The sequence below is a fragment of the Acetobacter aceti NBRC 14818 genome (assembly GCF_000193495.2).
In the GTDB taxonomy this organism is placed as follows: Bacteria; Pseudomonadota; Alphaproteobacteria; order Acetobacterales; family Acetobacteraceae; genus Acetobacter; species Acetobacter aceti.
The window spans coordinates 3119816-3136402 of record NZ_AP023410.1; the positions used below are offsets into that span (position 1 = coordinate 3119816).

The 16587-nt window shown below is 57.6% G+C and carries 13 protein-coding genes; all 13 read left to right on the forward strand.

Annotated elements, in window-relative coordinates; genetic code table 11:
* Positions 1-31 precede the first annotated feature (31 nt).
* Positions 32-553: a bifunctional adenosylcobinamide kinase/adenosylcobinamide-phosphate guanylyltransferase gene (gene cobU / locus EMQ_RS14365; protein ID WP_010665795.1), complete on the forward strand. Its 522-nt coding sequence runs from the start codon at positions 32-34 to the stop codon at positions 551-553.
* A 201-nt stretch (positions 554-754) separates the two neighbouring features.
* Entirely contained in the window at positions 755-2368 is a 1614-nt protein-coding gene (locus EMQ_RS14370) for an ISL3 family transposase (RefSeq protein ID WP_035347742.1), read from the forward strand.
* Between the two features lie 338 nt (positions 2369-2706).
* Positions 2707-4269, forward strand: a complete 1563-nt coding sequence (locus tag EMQ_RS14375; protein ID WP_010668320.1) for a carbohydrate porin — start codon at positions 2707-2709, stop codon at positions 4267-4269.
* Between the two features lie 187 nt (positions 4270-4456).
* Positions 4457-5047, forward strand: coding sequence for a sigma-70 family RNA polymerase sigma factor (locus tag EMQ_RS14380; RefSeq protein ID WP_010668319.1), 591 nt, complete (start codon positions 4457-4459; stop codon positions 5045-5047).
* Between the two features lie 119 nt (positions 5048-5166).
* Positions 5167-5340 carry a NepR family anti-sigma factor gene (locus tag EMQ_RS14385; protein ID WP_010668318.1) on the forward strand — a complete coding sequence of 58 codons (174 nt, stop codon included), beginning with the start codon at positions 5167-5169 and terminating at the stop codon, positions 5338-5340.
* Positions 5341-5487: 147 nt separating this feature from the next.
* Entirely contained in the window at positions 5488-7296 is a 1809-nt protein-coding gene (locus EMQ_RS14390; RefSeq protein WP_018307804.1) for a sensor histidine kinase, read from the forward strand.
* 51 nt (positions 7297-7347) lie between these two features.
* Positions 7348-9084, forward strand: a complete 1737-nt coding sequence (cydD, locus tag EMQ_RS14395; RefSeq protein ID WP_018307803.1) for a thiol reductant ABC exporter subunit CydD — start codon at positions 7348-7350, stop codon at positions 9082-9084.
* 43 nt (positions 9085-9127) lie between these two features.
* Positions 9128-10819: a thiol reductant ABC exporter subunit CydC gene (cydC, locus tag EMQ_RS14400; RefSeq protein WP_010666714.1), complete on the forward strand. Its 1692-nt coding sequence runs from the start codon at positions 9128-9130 to the stop codon at positions 10817-10819.
* Positions 10820-10958: 139 nt separating this feature from the next.
* On the forward strand, positions 10959-11336 hold the full coding sequence (locus EMQ_RS14405) for an OmpA family protein (protein ID WP_010666713.1): 378 nt from the start codon (positions 10959-10961) through the stop codon (positions 11334-11336).
* A gap of 8 nt (positions 11337-11344) precedes the next feature.
* Positions 11345-13258 carry a DNA helicase RecQ gene (gene recQ / locus EMQ_RS14410; RefSeq protein ID WP_010666712.1) on the forward strand — a complete coding sequence of 638 codons (1914 nt, stop codon included), beginning with the start codon at positions 11345-11347 and terminating at the stop codon, positions 13256-13258.
* Positions 13255-14085 (forward strand): DeoR family transcriptional regulator, encoded by an 831-nt coding sequence (locus EMQ_RS14415; RefSeq protein WP_010666711.1) that lies wholly within the window; start codon positions 13255-13257, stop codon positions 14083-14085. The genes recQ and EMQ_RS14415 overlap by 4 nt, the downstream gene beginning before the upstream one ends.
* Before the next feature lie 136 nt (positions 14086-14221).
* A complete protein-coding gene (gene glpD, locus EMQ_RS14420) occupies positions 14222-15739 on the forward strand; it encodes a glycerol-3-phosphate dehydrogenase (protein ID WP_026199990.1) in 1518 nt (505 codons plus the stop codon).
* Between the two features lie 16 nt (positions 15740-15755).
* Complete coding sequence (locus tag EMQ_RS14425; RefSeq protein WP_010666709.1) at positions 15756-16577, forward strand: MIP/aquaporin family protein; 822 nt, start codon at positions 15756-15758, stop codon at positions 16575-16577.
* Positions 16578-16587 lie beyond the last annotated feature (10 nt).

Here is a 16587-nt window from a genome sequence, read left to right on the forward strand (position 1 = left end):
AGAGACATGCCGTTTTCGGAGGGCAAGGGCAATGATTGAACTGGTTCTGGGCGGCGTTCGTTCCGGCAAAAGTCGCTACGCCGAAAGCGTGGTGAAACAGCTTCCCGCACCGTGGATTTATCTGGCCACGGGGCAGGCGTGGGATGCGGAGATGCAGGAGCGCATCGTTCGTCATCAGGCTGATCGGGGCGAGGGCTGGCGCACGGTTGAAGAACCGCTGGAACTGGCGGATGCGCTGGTCGCGGCGGGAGATGCGCCGGTTCTGGTCGATTGCCTGACGCTGTGGCTGACAAATCTTCTGATGGCGGAGCGTGATATTTCTGTTGCGAAAAAGCGGCTGCTCGATGCGCTTTCCGACCGGAAGGCATTGACGGTGCTGGTTGGTAACGAGGTCGGTCTGGGTATTGTGCCAGAGAATGCGCTGGCGCGCCGTTTCAGGGATGAGGCTGGCTGGCTGCATCAGGCTATCGCCGCACAGGCTCGGAAAGTTGTCCTGAGCGTGGCGGGCGTTCCTTGTGTTATCAAAGATACTTCTGGTGCGGCGAAGGATTGAACTTTTGCGTGATCGTATCGTTGAAGGGAGAAGCCGGCCTTTGGATAGGGAAAGAGAATGGTAATTCCCCTGATATCGGTTCATTCGTAGCGTATTAGTATATAAAAAGGGTTCTTCCGCACTTTTCGTGATGGGTATCTTGTACTGAGGTTCCGGAACTGGGAAATCCAGAAAGTCGTTCACTTTCATGGATATTCCCCAGTGTCACGCCTTCGGTCTCTTGATCTTCCCCGTTCCCTCGTCGTTCGTCGTGTTGTTGCACTGGATAACAGAGTGGAGATCGAAGTCGGTCTGCGAAAACGGAGTGCAGTGTGTCCGGACTGTCAGTGCCCGACACAACGCATTCACAGTTTCTATCAGAGAAAACTCGCGGATCTTCCATGGCAGGGCCGTCCAGCCACGCTGATCGTTTCTGTGCCGCGCTTTTTCTGCCAGACGATGCTTTGTCCACGTCGGACGTTTGTCATGCCCCTTGAGGGGATAACCGTGCGTCATGGCAGACAGACCACACGTCTTGCCGATCTTCATTATTATATCGCCCACACCCTGGGCGGTTCCGCTGGAGCACGAATGACCGTGCGCCTGTGTTGCCCCATCAGCGCGGATACTCTTGTCCGCCGTCTTCTCTCACGTGTGCAGAACACCACAAAAGGCACGGCCCTTACACGTGTGGTGGGGGTGGATGACTGGGCATGGCGGCGGGGACATCACTATGGAACGATTGTGGTCGATCTTGAGAAAAATGATGTCATTGACCTCCTGCCAGATCGGGACGCTGATACCCTTGCCCGATGGCTGCAGGTCCACCCCGGTATTGAAATCATTGCCAGAGACCGTGCCGGTACTTATGCAGACGGATGCCGCAGAGGCGCACCATCCGCTCTTCAGGTGACAGACCGCTGGCATCTGCTGAAGAACCTGTCAGACGCTTTTGTCAGCATTCTGGACCGTTTTACGACGACTGTCAGGACCCTGACACGACAGATGAACGTATCAACGGTCGTAAGCAAAATATCTGAAACAATCAGAGCGCATCCAGAAGAGGCGCAGGCGGTCGTCAGGTCAGCCTCTGGGGAACGGCGTGACATTCTTTTCAAGGAAGCTCTTGCCCTGAAAACAGCGGGACACAGCATTCAGGCTATCGCCACAACGATCGGGGTAGAGAGAAAAACCGTGCGGCGCTGGTTTCAGCGGGGCCATGCACCACCATGGAAAAGAACGGTTCCGTCACGCAGCATACTCGTGCCTTACACAGCCCACCTGGAAAAGAGATGGTCCGAAGGATGTCGCAATAGTCGTCAGCTATGGCGGGAACTCCTGGAGCAGGGCTTTGCAGGACAATATGGCACCGTCTGGAAATGGGTGGCGACGCGACAGGGATGTTCCGCGAAACTCGTTCCTTCCGCGCATGTCGTTGCACCTCGGGGACGCAGACTTGCGCGGCTTCTCCTCGCAGAGGATCCGTTATCTGCCGGACAGGAGGGACTGCTGGTTCCTGCCCTTCTGGAAGCTGAACCGCACCTTGCCGTCACACTCTGCTGGCTCAGGAAAATGCAGACCCTGCTCTGTAAAAGGGGTGACACCTGCACGGGAGGCGATCTGAAGGCTCTGCTGGAAGAAGGAAAGACGACGCTGCTGTCACGTCTGATTCCCGCGCTTGAACGGGATGCGGCTGCCATTGAAGCGTCTCTTGTCACACCTTGGACAACCAGCCCGGTTGAAGGACAGATCAGCCGACTGAAAATGATCAAGCGAACCATGTTCGGAAGAGCAGGCTTCGAACTCCTCAGGGCGCGTGTCCTTCAGCCCGCATAATCAAAAAACATCATCACGAAAAGTGCGGAAGAACCATAAAAAGGTCACAATTTTCGGGTTGTATAGTCATCCGATTGGGAACGTTTTTTACCGTCAGGCGGGTTGTTTTATATATTTCGGTCATGCTCCGTGAAATTTGCAGCCTGCATGACTGCTGACGGAAGCCTGAACCTGCGTGACACTTAAGACACAGTGCCAACACTTCTTCACTGAGCACTACACAGATAAAAACAGGCGCTTTATGGACTCTTGCTGAGCCTCCCTACGGAAATATTTTTGTATGGAAATGTTTTGTCATGTTTTGTGACGGAGCAGCTACGCCCCAATAAGGAAAAATTATGTCACGGCAGACCGTCATGTTGAAAACAACCCAAATGCTCCGTTTCGATATCCGCAAGGCTGTCGTAGGTGTGCTTGCGTGCTTTCTGACTGTCGGTTCTGTTGATGAGGCTGCGGCGCGATCGCCCTATACACACCAGACGAATCAGCCCCAGAAAGGCAACGTATTCTACGATCCTTCCCCCGATGTCTCGAATCCTCCCATGTATGGAGAGGGGCAGGAGATCGTTCCCCTCTATCAGTCGATCCCGGGATTTCTTCAGGCTCCCTACGGACCACCATCATTCGGGCCGCCTTACGGCACTTCGCATCTTTTCGGTGACTGGGGTGGCATTCAGCCGTGGCTGCAGAAGCGTGGTGTTTACGTAGCGGTCAATGTCTATGAGAGTCTTTCGGGCAATCCCATCGGCGGCAAGAAGCAGACCGTGACGGATGCCGGACAGGTTGGTGTCACTCTGGATATTGACTGGCAGAAAATTCTGAATGCTGGCCACTGGTCAGACAATTTCTGGTTGCACATGCTGGCGGTCAACGGACACGGCAGAAACCTGAGTGCCGAGTTTGGCGATAATGCCAACCAGGTGCAGCAGATTTACGGTGCGCGTGGTAACGTCGTGGCCCATCTTGTGTGGGCTTATTTTGAAAAATCGATGTACCACAACAAGGTTGATCTGGCGATGGGCTGGATTCCGACTGGGACGTTCTTCAATAACTCTCCTTGGGGCTGCTCATTCATGAACGTGTGGATGTGCGGTAACGTCACGCCGACAAAATATCTGAATGGTGGTCGCGACTGGCCGTCGGGTAACATTGGGACGGTGCTGCGTCTGATGCCGACAAGGCATTTCTACATTATGGGCGGTCTGTTTGCAGTGTCTCCCCACGCCTATAACGGCGGTATCTCTGGCTGGGCATGGGCGCAGCCGGGACTTGGAAAGCTTTCGACGGAAGTGGAACTGGGGTGGATTCCGGAATTCGGAAGAGACCATCTGATCGGCCACTACAAGGTCGGCGCGATGTATGACAATTCAAAATATGACGATCTGTACAGGGATATCTACGGTCATGCCTGGGTGACGTCGGGACAGCCTGCGCGGCGTCAGAGCGGGCAGACCTCCATGTGGGTCATGATCGACCAGATGCTGGTGCGTCATGGTGATGGACCAATGAATGGTTTCATCATCGGCGGTCAGTACAGTTACGCCTCGGGTCAGACCTCGGCGATGAAGAATCACCTTGTCGGGGTGATCATGGATACTGGCCACTGGTGGAACAGGCCGAAGGATATGGTCGGGTTTGCATTCCAGTGGGCAGAGTTCAGCCGTTCGGCCATCAGGCAGCAGGAAGCGTCTCAGGCTGCGGGGCTGCCGTTCCAGGGGACGAATTTCGGTGTGCCGTATGGCATCCAGTCTCATGAAAACATCTATGAGTTTTTCTACACGATCCAGGTCATGCCCGGCATCAGTGTGCAGCCTGATTTCCAGTATATCCAGCGGCCCGGCGGAAGCACGGTCTTCAAGAATGCCGCTGTCTTCAGCTCGGCGTTCAGCTTTACGCTCTGATTTTTTTTGCGAGTGATGGCAGGTTCCGAAAACCTCTCATAATGTGTTGCGTTATTGAAGCAGGGATAACGAGGTCTGCATCCAGATAAGGCAGACCTCTTTTTCTCGTGATCAAAAAAATCTCTGTCTTATGGAACGAATGACTGTCGCCATTCATTGATCCCGTAAGAATAATAGGGGAAAAAAGATGGCTGATACCTTCCAGACCCAGATCGTTGCTATCCTGCCGAAGCTTCGCGTGCAGGCTCTTGCTCTCACCAGAAATCGTGCCCAGGCAGAAGATCTGGTGCAGGATGCTGTATGCAACGCTCTTGGAGCTCGTGACAGCTTTATTCCCGGAACAAATTTCGCGGCATGGATGCATCGGATCCTGCGGAATCGCTTCATCTCGGATCTGCGCAAGCGCAGAGCGACGACGGACATTGATGACCTTCCTGGGGACATGCTTTCCAGCAAGGCCGACCATGAAGATCGTCTGGCTGTAAAGGATCTGAGTTTTGCTCTCGCGCGCCTGCCTGCTGACCAGCGTGAGGCGCTGGTCTTGGTGGTGTTACAGGGTATGAGCTACCAGGAGCTTGCTGAAGCGACTGGTTGTGCGGTAGGAACGGCCAAAAGCCGTGTTTTCCGTGCGCGCCGCCAGCTTGAAGCCTGGATGATGGGAGAGTTGCCTGAGAGTGATCGTCTGCGTCAGCAAGCGATGGCTTTGCGCCATGAGGTTGAAGAGCGCCGTAAACATTTCGATAATCGTCCTGTGGTAACAAATGCCGCAGTCGTGTAAGAAACTGGCGGCGCTCCGAGAAATGAAGTGTTAAACGGGGAAGGTTCTGCTGTATGAATGGCGATAGCTTCCCGACATCATGCCTGGAATCGTCTGAATACCTGCCGGGGTGGTTGTCGATGTCAGCCAGAAACCGAAAATCCAGTTCTTCCGCAAAAAGCGGAAAGAAAGAGGACGACGCGTTCGATATCTGGCTGAAGCGTGGCCTTCATCAGCTTTTCGACGATGTCGCGAATGAGCCTATTCCGGAAGAGCTTCTTCGTCTCCTTGAGGAAGATGAGGATGATCAGTGAGAGAGTGCGGTCTGTTCGTGTCCCCATGTGATGCTGGAGGGATGTGAATGGGTATGTGTGCTTTTATCGTCATGTCCCGTGTCCTCTCCGAGAAGGTCTGTGTGTTGGCTGACGGTTGCCTTCTGATAACACGACACAAAACGTAAAATGACGGGAGATGGTCCTCAGCCCGGCTGGCGATCCTATCGTTTTCTGGTTTCCTTTCTGATCGGTATCGCAGGTCTGTTCGACTCGGTCAGAAGCCGGATGGTTATTGTCATCATGGGCTCTGTGCTGCCTGTCGCCGCGCTTGGAAGTGTGGTCATCTGGCAGGATTATATCCGCCTTAATGAAGCAGGTATCCAACGCGGCAAACTGGCGTTTTCAGAACTCGAAAAGTATCTCGACGGCGAAACATTTCGTACTGTTGCGATGTTGCAGCAGATTGGACAGGCTGCTGATGATAGTTCCCTCCGCAATCTGCTGCTGCTTGCTCAGGCGGCAAGCAAGGGGCGTTACTGTCTCCTTGCTGTTATCGATGGGAAAGGAGGCTTGCAGGATGTTCTGACCGGCTCGGATTCTGCTGACGGCAACTGTCTCGACATTGCCCGCAGTATGACGCCTGCCAAACAATCTGCCCGGCTGTGGGTGTACGGGGGGCACCCCTATCTGAAGATTGTTCAAGAACTTCCGGCAGCCGATAGTGACGACGAAAAACGTTTTCTGGTGGCGATCCAGCCGATCGGCTGGGAACCGGGTTTATCGGATGAGGCGTCCTCATCCCATGATGGGATGGAAAAGGCCTCTTCAAAATCCCTGTCAGCCTGGTTTGTCATGGACGACAAATCGCTGGTGTCGGTTTGCCCGCAATGTGCCTGGATGGCTCCCATTGACATGACGGTCAGTCAAGCGGCGATCGAAGCCCGCCATCGTGCTGAACAAAGGCGTATTGTGGAACGTAGGGCCAGCCGGTCCTATGTTTATGGTCCTGTTGGTCAGGCTGATTTTGCTCTCATTGAAGTTCGGCGGCTCCCGGAAGAAAAACGTGCACTTTTCCTGCTGTTTGGCTGGATTGCGATGGTTGCTGTCCTGCTGCTTACGGGTTTGGTCGGGATTATGGTGGCGGGCCAGAAGCTGGTTATCGAACCCCTGAACCAGTTGACACGGGATGTCGAAAGCTGGCTGAAGAAAGGAAAGTTCGAGAGTGTGGCGGATTCCTCCTGTATGCCGCGGGAGTTTCGCAAACTTTCCGGTGCGTTCGGGACTGCGACGTGGCGGCTGGCCCATCGTGAAGCCGAACTGGAAGCCGCATTGGAACACCAGAAGCGGCTGGTGGCGGAAATCCATCACAGGGTGAAAAACAACCTCCAGATTGTCGGCTCTCTTCTGAGTCTGCAGGCTAACCGGGTGTCAGACAGCGATACCCGTGCGGCGCTACTGGTCGCCCGGAACCGTGTGAGAATTCTCTCGATGCTACAGCGTCATCTCTATGTTGGCGACGAACTGGCTGATTTGAGAATGGCCGAGTTTCTACCCATTCTGATACAACAGATACAGCAGACCACACCGGATGATGTGCGTAGTCGGGTGACGATTGAAGAGGAGGCGGGAAATGTTGTGCTTCCGCCTGATCTGGCGACTCCTGTTGTGCTGATTATCTCCGAAGCGTTGCAGAATGCTCTGCATTATGGATTCCCGACAAGCCGGACTGGAACTGTGCGCGTCTCTCTTGCCCGGAAAGAGAATATTCTGACGCTGATGGTGGAGGATGACAGTGAGAGCACCGCCGCTTTGCAGGCGGGTCTTGATGAAGGCGGGCTTGGTTTGCAACTGGTTCGGGGATTTGCAAGACAGATCGGCGGAACCCTCCGTATCGAGGAACAGGACGGGTTGCGTGTTATCGTGACCTGTCCCGTAAAACAGGCGCGACGGGAGGACGGCGGGAAGGAGCCTCCAATTCCCGGAATGCGACGCTGACACGTCACATGCCCTCTGTTTCCGGAGCCGAGTCTTCGGTATAGGGGCCGCATGAGTGAGAGTAAGGCAGCCATAAAGGCCTGGACCAAGACGCAGGCGCGTCTGGGACTGCGTGCGGTGCGTCCGTCCATTGTTCTGGGCATTGTTTCCAGTCTGACGGGAGCCGCCCAGTTCTGGTGCGTGGCCAATATCCTCGGCCCGGCGCTGACAGATTTCGTGACTCCTTCAGGCCATGGCGCAGGAACACCGGTTCCGGTCTGGCCTCTGCCTGCTTTTGTCTTCCTCGCGCTTCTTCGTATCGCAATCAATTTTCTCAGTGAAAATGCCTCCGCGATGGCAGGACGACGCGCCCGTAGTCGCTTGCGGAACGAAGTGCTCGGCTCAATCGTCGGGGCTGGCCCTGCCGTGCTGCGTCATGCGCATAGTGGTGCTCTGGCGGCGCTGGCGGTCGACCGGATCGAAGCGCTGGATGGCTACTTCACCCGGTGGGCTCCGGCTTCCGTGCTGTGGGTGGCCTCGCCGTTCGTGCTGGCCGTGCTGACCGCGTTCGTGCAGCCTCGTGCAGCCTTGATTCTGGCGCTCTGCGGTCTCTTCGTGCCGTTCGCGCAGGCGCTGTTCGGCATTGGCGCCGCTGTCGCGTCCCGCAAGCAGTTCCTCGCCATGACCCGGCTTCAGGCCCGCTTTCTGGATCGCATGCGCGGCATCGCCACCATCGTTCTGGCGGGCCGTGCGGACGATGAGGCCCAACGTCTCGGGCAGGCTGCCGATGATCTGCGTAAACGGACAATGAAAATCCTGCGGGTGGCGTTTCTGTCTTCCGCTTCCATCGACTGCGCCATGATCGTTGCGCTCATCCTGATTGCACTGATCGACGGACGGCATGTTCAGGCCGCCATTCATACGACCGATGCCGCGACATTCCGCTCAATGGTAACGGCCAGCCTCTTTGCGCTGCTGATTGTTCCGGAATTTTTCGCGCCTCTGCGTGGGTTGGCGCTCGCCTATCAGGATCGTGCGCTCGTGCAGGGAGCCGCCGAAGATATTCTGGCGCTCCCGGCAGAGGTTGCCGCCACGGGCGAGACACATCAGCTTCGCGTGGCGGCCAATGACGGCGTGGCGATCGCGTTTGAAAATGTTTCGTTTGTCTGGGATGAGGCACGCGGGCGGGCGCTGGACGATGTCTCGTTCTCGGTCGCAGCCGGAGAAACCGTGATTCTTTCCGGTCCATCGGGAGCAGGCAAGTCCACGGTGATGGAACTGCTGTTGGGCTTCATCAAACCGACTTCCGGACGCATTACGTTCAACGGCGTCGATATGCAGACGATCGCCCCGACAAGTCTGATGCGCCTGATCTCCTGGATCGGACAGCGACCGATCCTGTTCGCAGGCTCATTGCGGGAAAATATCCTTTTCGCCCGACCGGACGCCACCGAGGAAGAACTGGAACAGGCTGTTCACGCAGCTTCTGTGGACCGCTTCCTCGACAGTCTGCCGGACGGAATTGAAACCATGATCGGCGAGGGCGGGTTTGGTCTGTCCGGTGGGCAGGCGCAACGCATCGCGATTGCCCGTGCCTATCTGAAGAACGCGCCGGTTCTGCTGCTGGATGAGCCAACGGCCTATCTCGATCCAGTGACGGAAGGAGATGTTTTCGAGAGCCTTGAAACATTGGCTCAGCATCGCACCGTAATTCTCGCCAGTCATTCGACGGCGCTTCAGGTGTTTCAGGGACAGAGGATCGAACTGTCAGAGGGCCGGATTGCCGGTGCCGGAGGAGAGGCAGGATGAACTGTTCTCCAGCACATGAAATCGGCATGAGAGGGGACTGTTCATGAGCCGACCATCTTCCCGGGATGTGACTGCGCGCGAGCGGGCCGACCGTGACGCCCTGATCCGTATTGTCGAAGTCTGGCGTCCGCATGCGGCGCGTCTGACCATGGGGCTGGTGCTTTCGCTGCTGGCCGTTCTTGCCGGGCTGGCTCTGATGAGTAGCGCTGGCCTGCGTTTCGCCGGGGCTGCGCTGGGGATGGTGCTTGTCACCGCCACATCGCTCCGTGTGCTGGGTCTGGGGCGCATCGTTCTGCGCTATTCCGAGCGTCTGTATGCCCATGACGCCATGTTCAGGGCGCTTGCCACCTTGCGGGTGTGGTTCTTTCGGTCCTTGGCGCAGGGTGCGGCAGCTGGTCTGGGCTTTCGGCGCGCGGGCGATCTGCTGTCCCGGCTTGTGTCGGATATCGAGACACTGGACGGTCTTTATCTCCGCCTTCTGCTGCCGCTGGCTGGAGCCTGCCTGACATTCCCCGTTCTGGTGCTGGTGATCTGCAATACCAACTCATTGTTGGGTATCCTGATCGGTATTCTCTTTGCCCTGTCGGCTTTCATCATGCCGCTCGCTGCGGCTCGACTGAGTCGCAAGGAAGGGACCGGTCTCAGCCACGCACAGGCGGCGCTTCGCGTTGGTGTGCTGGACCTTGTCAGCGGCATGCGCGAAATCCGGGCTTTCGGCGCTGGACCGCGAATTATTGATCAGGTCAACAGCGCGACCAGCCGTCTACTCACGCGTCAGGCCCAGCTCTCGCGGCGCATGGCGTTTGTCGGCGCGCTGTCCAGTGTCTGCACGCAGACAGCCCTGCTTCTCCTGCTGGCCGCCATTGCGGGTGTCGGGTTCGATCGTATCCCCGCCGTGCAGGGTGTCGGGCTGATGTTCCTGACCTTCGCCTGTTTTGAAGGTGTGTCGGGTCTTACCCGTGCGGGCATGCTGGCCGGAAATATGGGGGCTGCGGCGCACCGGGTGGTGGCGATTGCCGATGAGCATCCGCGTCCTGTGCAGACTGTGCAGCCGGCGACCGTGATGCCTACCCATTTCGACATCGCCTTCGAGCATGTTGCGTTTCACTGGCGGGCTGATCGCCCCGCCGTATTCAGTGATTTCTCCCTGAACATCCCGGCGGGTAGCCGGGTCGCGCTGCTGGGGCCTTCGGGCGCAGGGAAATCCACGTTGGCGGCACTGCTCCTCAAGGCGGCTTTCCCTCAGGAGGGAAAGATCCTGATTGGCGGCGTCGACATCGCTGCTCTGCCAGATGTCTGGCTCCGTCAGCACATCGCATGGCTGTCACAGGCGACGCATCTGTTTGATGACACGATCCGCAATAACCTGCTGCTTGGCAGGCCAGATGCGGATGAGGACGCTCTGTGGAAAGCGCTTGACGAAGCGGCTGTCGGTGACTTCGTACGTACGCTTCCTGACGCGCTCGATACATGGCTCGGCGAAGGCGGCGTCAAGGTGTCGGGCGGGCAGGGGCGTCGCATTGCACTGGCGCGGACCTTGTTGTCTGAAGCGCCGATCCTTGTTCTGGACGAGCCTGCAACGGGTCTCGACGCCCAGACCGAGCAGGACTTCTTCCTTACCCTGAACCGCGTTGCGCAGGGGCGGACTGTGATCCTGATCGCCCATCGCCTGACCGGGGTTGAGCAACTCGATCATGTCTGGCGTATCGCTGGCGGGGAAGCGGTCCCGGTATAAGCCGGGGACGATATCTCCCCGGCGGAGAGCCCGCTTACGCTCTTTTGTTGACCTTCTGCTCTCGCGCAGGCACGAGAAACGAACTCGGCCAGTCTGACGTCAGGACGGCTCCGGCCCATCAAATCGCGAGGAGTGGATCATGCGTCGTCTTTTTTCTGTTGTCAGTCTTTGTGCGCTAGCCGCCTGTGCCGATCAGGGACCGGGACGGCAGTATGTCGTCTTTTTCAGCCAGGGTTCATCGGCGCTCGACGACACTTCGCTTTCGGTCGTGGAAAAGGTTGCTGAAAAAGCGAGACATTATTCCGACAGGGTCGTGGTTGTGGAAGGCTATGCCCGCCAGAATGGCGATCTCTCCACGGAATCGCTTCTTGCTGTCCAGCGGGCCAAGGCCGTGTCGCAACAGCTTATGGCAGACGGCGTTTCTCCAAAGCGCATTCGTGAAACAACCCGGCCTCCTTCCAACGCGCAAGGTGTCGTAGGCTCCCGTCGTGTCGAGATAGAACTGCTCGCTCAGTAAATCCGCCTATGCTGGAAAGGCCCTCCTTGTCGGAAGACGAATACAGAGACAGCGGTTTCCCTTCGAAACCGTCAGGACCCGCAGGAGGGCGTGACCGTTTCGTCGGGCTGTCGCCGCGTGAAGTTCTTCATCGTGTTTTCGGCTTTCCGGCCTTTCGCGGGTTGCAGGAGCAGGCCGTCGACCGGGTGATGGCGGGGGAGGACACGCTCGTCCTCATGCCGACAGGTGGCGGAAAGAGCGTCTGCTATCAGGTCCCCGCGCTTTGTCGCCCCGGTATGGGACTGGTGGTTTCACCGCTGATCGCTCTGATGGACGATCAGGTGGCGGCGCTGCGACAGCTTGGCGTCAACGCGGCGGCTTTGCATTCTGAACTGGATGGAGACGAGGCTTCCCGTATCCGGGGCGACCTCTTCAACGGACAGGTCGATATTCTCTACGTGTCGCCGGAGCGGTTGCTGTCTCCCGGCACGCTGGATCGTCTGTCCCGTCAGCAGATCTCTGTCATCGCGATTGACGAGGCCCACTGTATTTCCGCATGGGGACATGAGTTCCGTCCGGAATATCGGGCGCTCCAGTCCTTGCCGGAGCATTTTCCGGGCGTGCCGCGTATCGCCCTTACGGCGACGGCAGATCCACGAACTCGTAATGATATCCTCACGGCTCTGGCTATGCCGGAAGCGGAGGTTCTGTCTGCCAGCTTCCACCGCCCGAACCTGATGATTGCCGCGCGCCCCAAGGGCGGCGAGATGCGACAGCTTGTCGATGCACTTCAGAAGCACCGCAGCGACGCCTGCATTGTCTATTGCGGATCGCGTGCCCGCACGGAGCGGATCGCGGCCTCCTTACGCGAAAAATCCTATCCCGCCTGCGCTTTCCATGCCGGTCTCTCGCCGCAGGAAAAGCGTGCCGCCCTGCACCGGTTCCGGTCAGGCGAACCGATTGTCATCGTCGCCACCATTGCCTTCGGCATGGGGATTGATCGTCCCGATGTAAGGACGGTGATCCATCTCGACATGCCCGCCTCGCCGGAAGCCTATTATCAGCAGATCGGTCGTGCCGGACGTGACGGATTGCCGTCCGACGTGCTGCTGCTCTACGGCGGTGAGGACATGAGTCGCGCCCGTTACTGGCTGGATCAGTCCAACGCGCCCGACAGTGAAAAACGCATCATGCGGGGACGGCTGGAGGCGATGATCGCCTTCACGGAAAGCACATCCTGTCGAACCCGTGCGCTGCTGGCCTGCTTTGGCGAGAGCATGACCGAGCCGTGCGGACACTGTGACAATTGTCGTACACCGGTGCCGACTTTCGACGGCACGCAGGCAGCGCGGATGTTGCTGTCCGCCATTTATCGCACCGGCCAGCGTTATGGCGCGCTACACGTGATCGCTGTTCTGCGTGGCAAGTCGTCTGACAATATCTCGCGGGCGGGTCATGATCGTCTGTCGGTCTGGAGGATCGGCAAGGACAAAAGCGAGACATTCTGGCGCAGTGTGGTGCGGCAGCTGATTGCTCGCGGCGCTCTGGTGACAGGTGATGAGCATGGCGGCCTGCGTCTGAACGAAGAGGTCGCTCGTCCGATCCTGCGTGGTGAGGAAGAGGTGCGGTTGAGAGAGGATGCTGTCGAGGCCTCTGCCCGAAACAGCCGATCCACAGGGCAGGGTGATTCGATCGCCGATCAACTGACAGAGGATGCGCGGGAACGTTTCAACGCTCTCAAGCGTTGGAGGCTTGCTGAGGCGCGGGAACAGGAAATTCCGCCCTATTACATTTTCTCGGATGCGACCCTTTGCGAGATTTCGCTTGAATGTCCTGGCACACTGGACGAGCTCAGTGATGTCAAAGGCGTCGGAAGCTCCAAGCTCACCCGCTATGGTGAGGCGGTTCTGGAAGTACTTGAAGACCTTGATTCCGGAAGGTGAATATTGTGTCTGAGGCCCGTGGAGATGTCGGTGGAGACGGTTCCCGTACGCAGGCGCGTCATCAGGCGATTATCGCGACGGTGAAACGGCAGGGGTATGCCTCGAACGAGGAGCTTGCTCGTCTGTTCGACGTGGCCGTGCAGACCATCCGGCGGGATATCCGCACGCTTGATGCCGCCGGGGAGGTGCTGCGTCACCACGGGGGCGCCAGTGCGCCATCTTCGGTGGAAAACATAGCGTATCCACAAAGACAGATTCGTAATCGCAGCGAAAAGGATGCCATCGGAGAACTGGCCGCAGCCGCCATTCCTGATGGGGCATCACTCTTTGTGAATATCGGCACAACGACAGAAGCGTTCGCCCGTGCGCTGGCGAGTCACAAGGGTTTGCAGGTCATCACCAACAATCTGCACGTCGCCACCCTGCTGGCAGGCAGCGAAGATTGTCGGGTCGTGGTCACTGGTGGCACGGTGCGTGTGCGGGATGGCGGGATTCTGGGGCCGGATTCCCTGACCATGCTCAGCCGGTATCGCGCTGATTATGGCGTGATCGGCATCAGCGGAATCGACGAGGACGGAACGCTGCTGGACTATGATGCCGAGGAAATTCGCGCATCCGAACTTATCCGCGCCAATTCCCGCAAGATTTTTCTGCTGGCGGATCACACCAAATTTGGACGCCGGCCATTAATGAATGCGGGCAGTATTGACGGTGTGACGGCCTTTTTCACGGATCGGACGCCGCCGGCTCCAATTTGCGAAATGCTCGCCGCTCATGATGTCGCGCTTGTTCTTGTGGGTGATGATGTTCGGAAGCGAACACTTTAGGTGGTGTGCCATTGAGTGATGGAATTGTGGCGATTTTTTGCAGAGTCCTGTCGCGATTTTTCCGTTGCCAAAGAGGTTCGTGTTCGGATACGAAAATACCGATACATTTTTCGAACAACAGACGGGACCGATGAAGATGGCTGCAGCCGACGACTCCTCCACCGTATATGATCTGCTTATTGTAGGCGGCGGTGTTAACGGAACAGGTATCGCGCGCGATGCATCGGGGCGTGGTGCGTCCGTGCTGCTGGTCGAGCAGGATGACCTTGCCAGCTATACCTCTTCCGCCAGCACCAAGCTGATCCACGGCGGCCTGCGCTATCTGGAATATTACGAGTTCCGCCTTGTGCGTGAAGCGCTGATCGAGCGTGACCGACTGCTCTCCATTGCGCCGCACATCATGTGGCCGCTGCGTTTCGTGCTCCCGCACTCCCCGGAGCAGCGCCCGGTCTGGATGATCCGTCTGGGTCTGTTCCTGTACGATCACCTTGCCCCGAAGATGAAGCTGCCCAAGTCACGGGCGCTCAATCTGAATACGCATTCCGCCGGTCAGCCGCTTCAGGATCAGTACAAGAAAGGCTTCGTCTATTCCGACGGCTGGGTGCAGGACAGTCGCCTTGTTGTGCTGAACGCGATGGACGCCGCCAATCGTGGCGCGGACATCCGCACCCGCACGCGTCTGGTTTCCGCACGTCGCGTCAACGGCATCTGGGAAGCCGAGATCGAGGACATGCGTAAGGGCGGCACAAAGACCGTCCGCGCCAAGGGTGTTGTGAACGCTGCCGGTCCGTGGGTCGCACGTCTGCTGGCCAACCAGCTTGACCTGCCGAATTCGAAATCCGTGCGTCTGGTCAAGGGTAGTCACATTGTCGTGCCGCAGATTTTTGACGGTCCGCAGTGCTACATCTTCCAGAACCCGGACAAGCGTATCGTGTTCGCCATTCCGTATGAGCAGCGCTTCACGCTGATCGGCACGACCGATGTGACATGGAATGAAGAGCCGGGCCTGGTTCAGATTTCGCCTGAAGAGGTCAAGTATCTTTGTGAGAGCGTGAACCGCTACTTTAAGGAAGATGTCAAGCCGAGCGATGTGGTCTGGAGCTATGCCGGCCTGCGTCCGCTCTATGACGATGCTGCGGCCAATGCATCGGCCGTGACGCGTGACTATGTGCTGGATCTTGATAACACGGATGGTGCACCGCTGCTTTCCATCTTCGGCGGCAAGATCACAACTTTCCGTAAGCTGGCCGAACACGCGCTTGAAAAGCTTGCGCCGGTTCTGCCTGCCGTGGGAGGCTATTCTTGGACGGCGGATGCGGCTCTGCCCGGCGGTGATCTGGGGACGGGAGGCTTTGAGGCCGCTCTGAACCGTTTCCGTGACGCAGCTCCGTTCCTGTCCCTGCCGCTGGCATGGCGTCTGATGCGGACCTACGGTATGCGGGCTTATGATGTTGTCGGAACAGCCAAGTCGCTTTCCGATATGGGCGAGGATTTCGGTCAGGGTATGACGGCCAACGAAGTCGACTACCTGATCGCAAACGAATGGGCACGCGCGCCAGAGGATGTGCTATGGCGGCGTACCAAAATCGGTCTCCATATGACCGAAGAGCAGCGTCAGCGTGTGGGCGCGTATATAAAAGAAAAAGTCGGTTAACGACTATCGGAGCACCATGACAGCCCGGAAAAAACTGATCGGCGAACTGATCGCCGAATGTGTTGCGGTTTTCATAATCATCCTGTTCGGTGATTCTGTGGCCGCGATGTACACCCTGTACGACCCCAGCCCGTACAAGACGGCATACTGGGGCGTCTGTATTGTGTGGGGCCTCGGCGTCACGATCGCTATTTATGCGACGGGCGCTGTTTCCGGCACACACGCCAATCCGGCGGTGACGGTGGCGCTTGCCATATATCGCGGGTTTTCATGGGCAAAGGTCGCGCCGTATTGCGCCGCTCAGATTCTGGGCGGCTTTCTGGGCGCAGGTGTGGTCTACACGATGTTCTCACCTGTCATCGAGCATTTTGCCATTTCGCATGGTCTCGATCGTCTTCATGACGGTGCGGCGGCGGGCGTGTTTTTCACGCATCCGGGTGAATTCGTCACACCACTTCACTCCTTCGTGGTTGAAACCATTCTGACAGCCATGCTGGTTTTCGGAATTTTCGCAATTACCTACGAACACAACACCATGGCGCCGGAGGCGAATTCCGGTGCGCTGATTATCGGTCTTCTCGTGGCCGCCATCGGCGCTTCCGCCGGATATCTTGATGCGTGGGCCATCAATCCGGCGCGTGATTTTGGCCCACGCCTGTTCTGTTATTTCGCAGGCTGGGGACCGCAGGCGTTGCCATCTCCGGGAAATTACTGGTGGGTGCCCATTTTAGGCCCGATTTCTGGTGGCGTAATCGGAGCCGGATTTTACCGGACGCTTATCCAGCCTTTCATGCCGAGGCCTGCTGTGGCGGCGTCCTCGATCGAAACTTCTGTCTGACCGTTAAGGA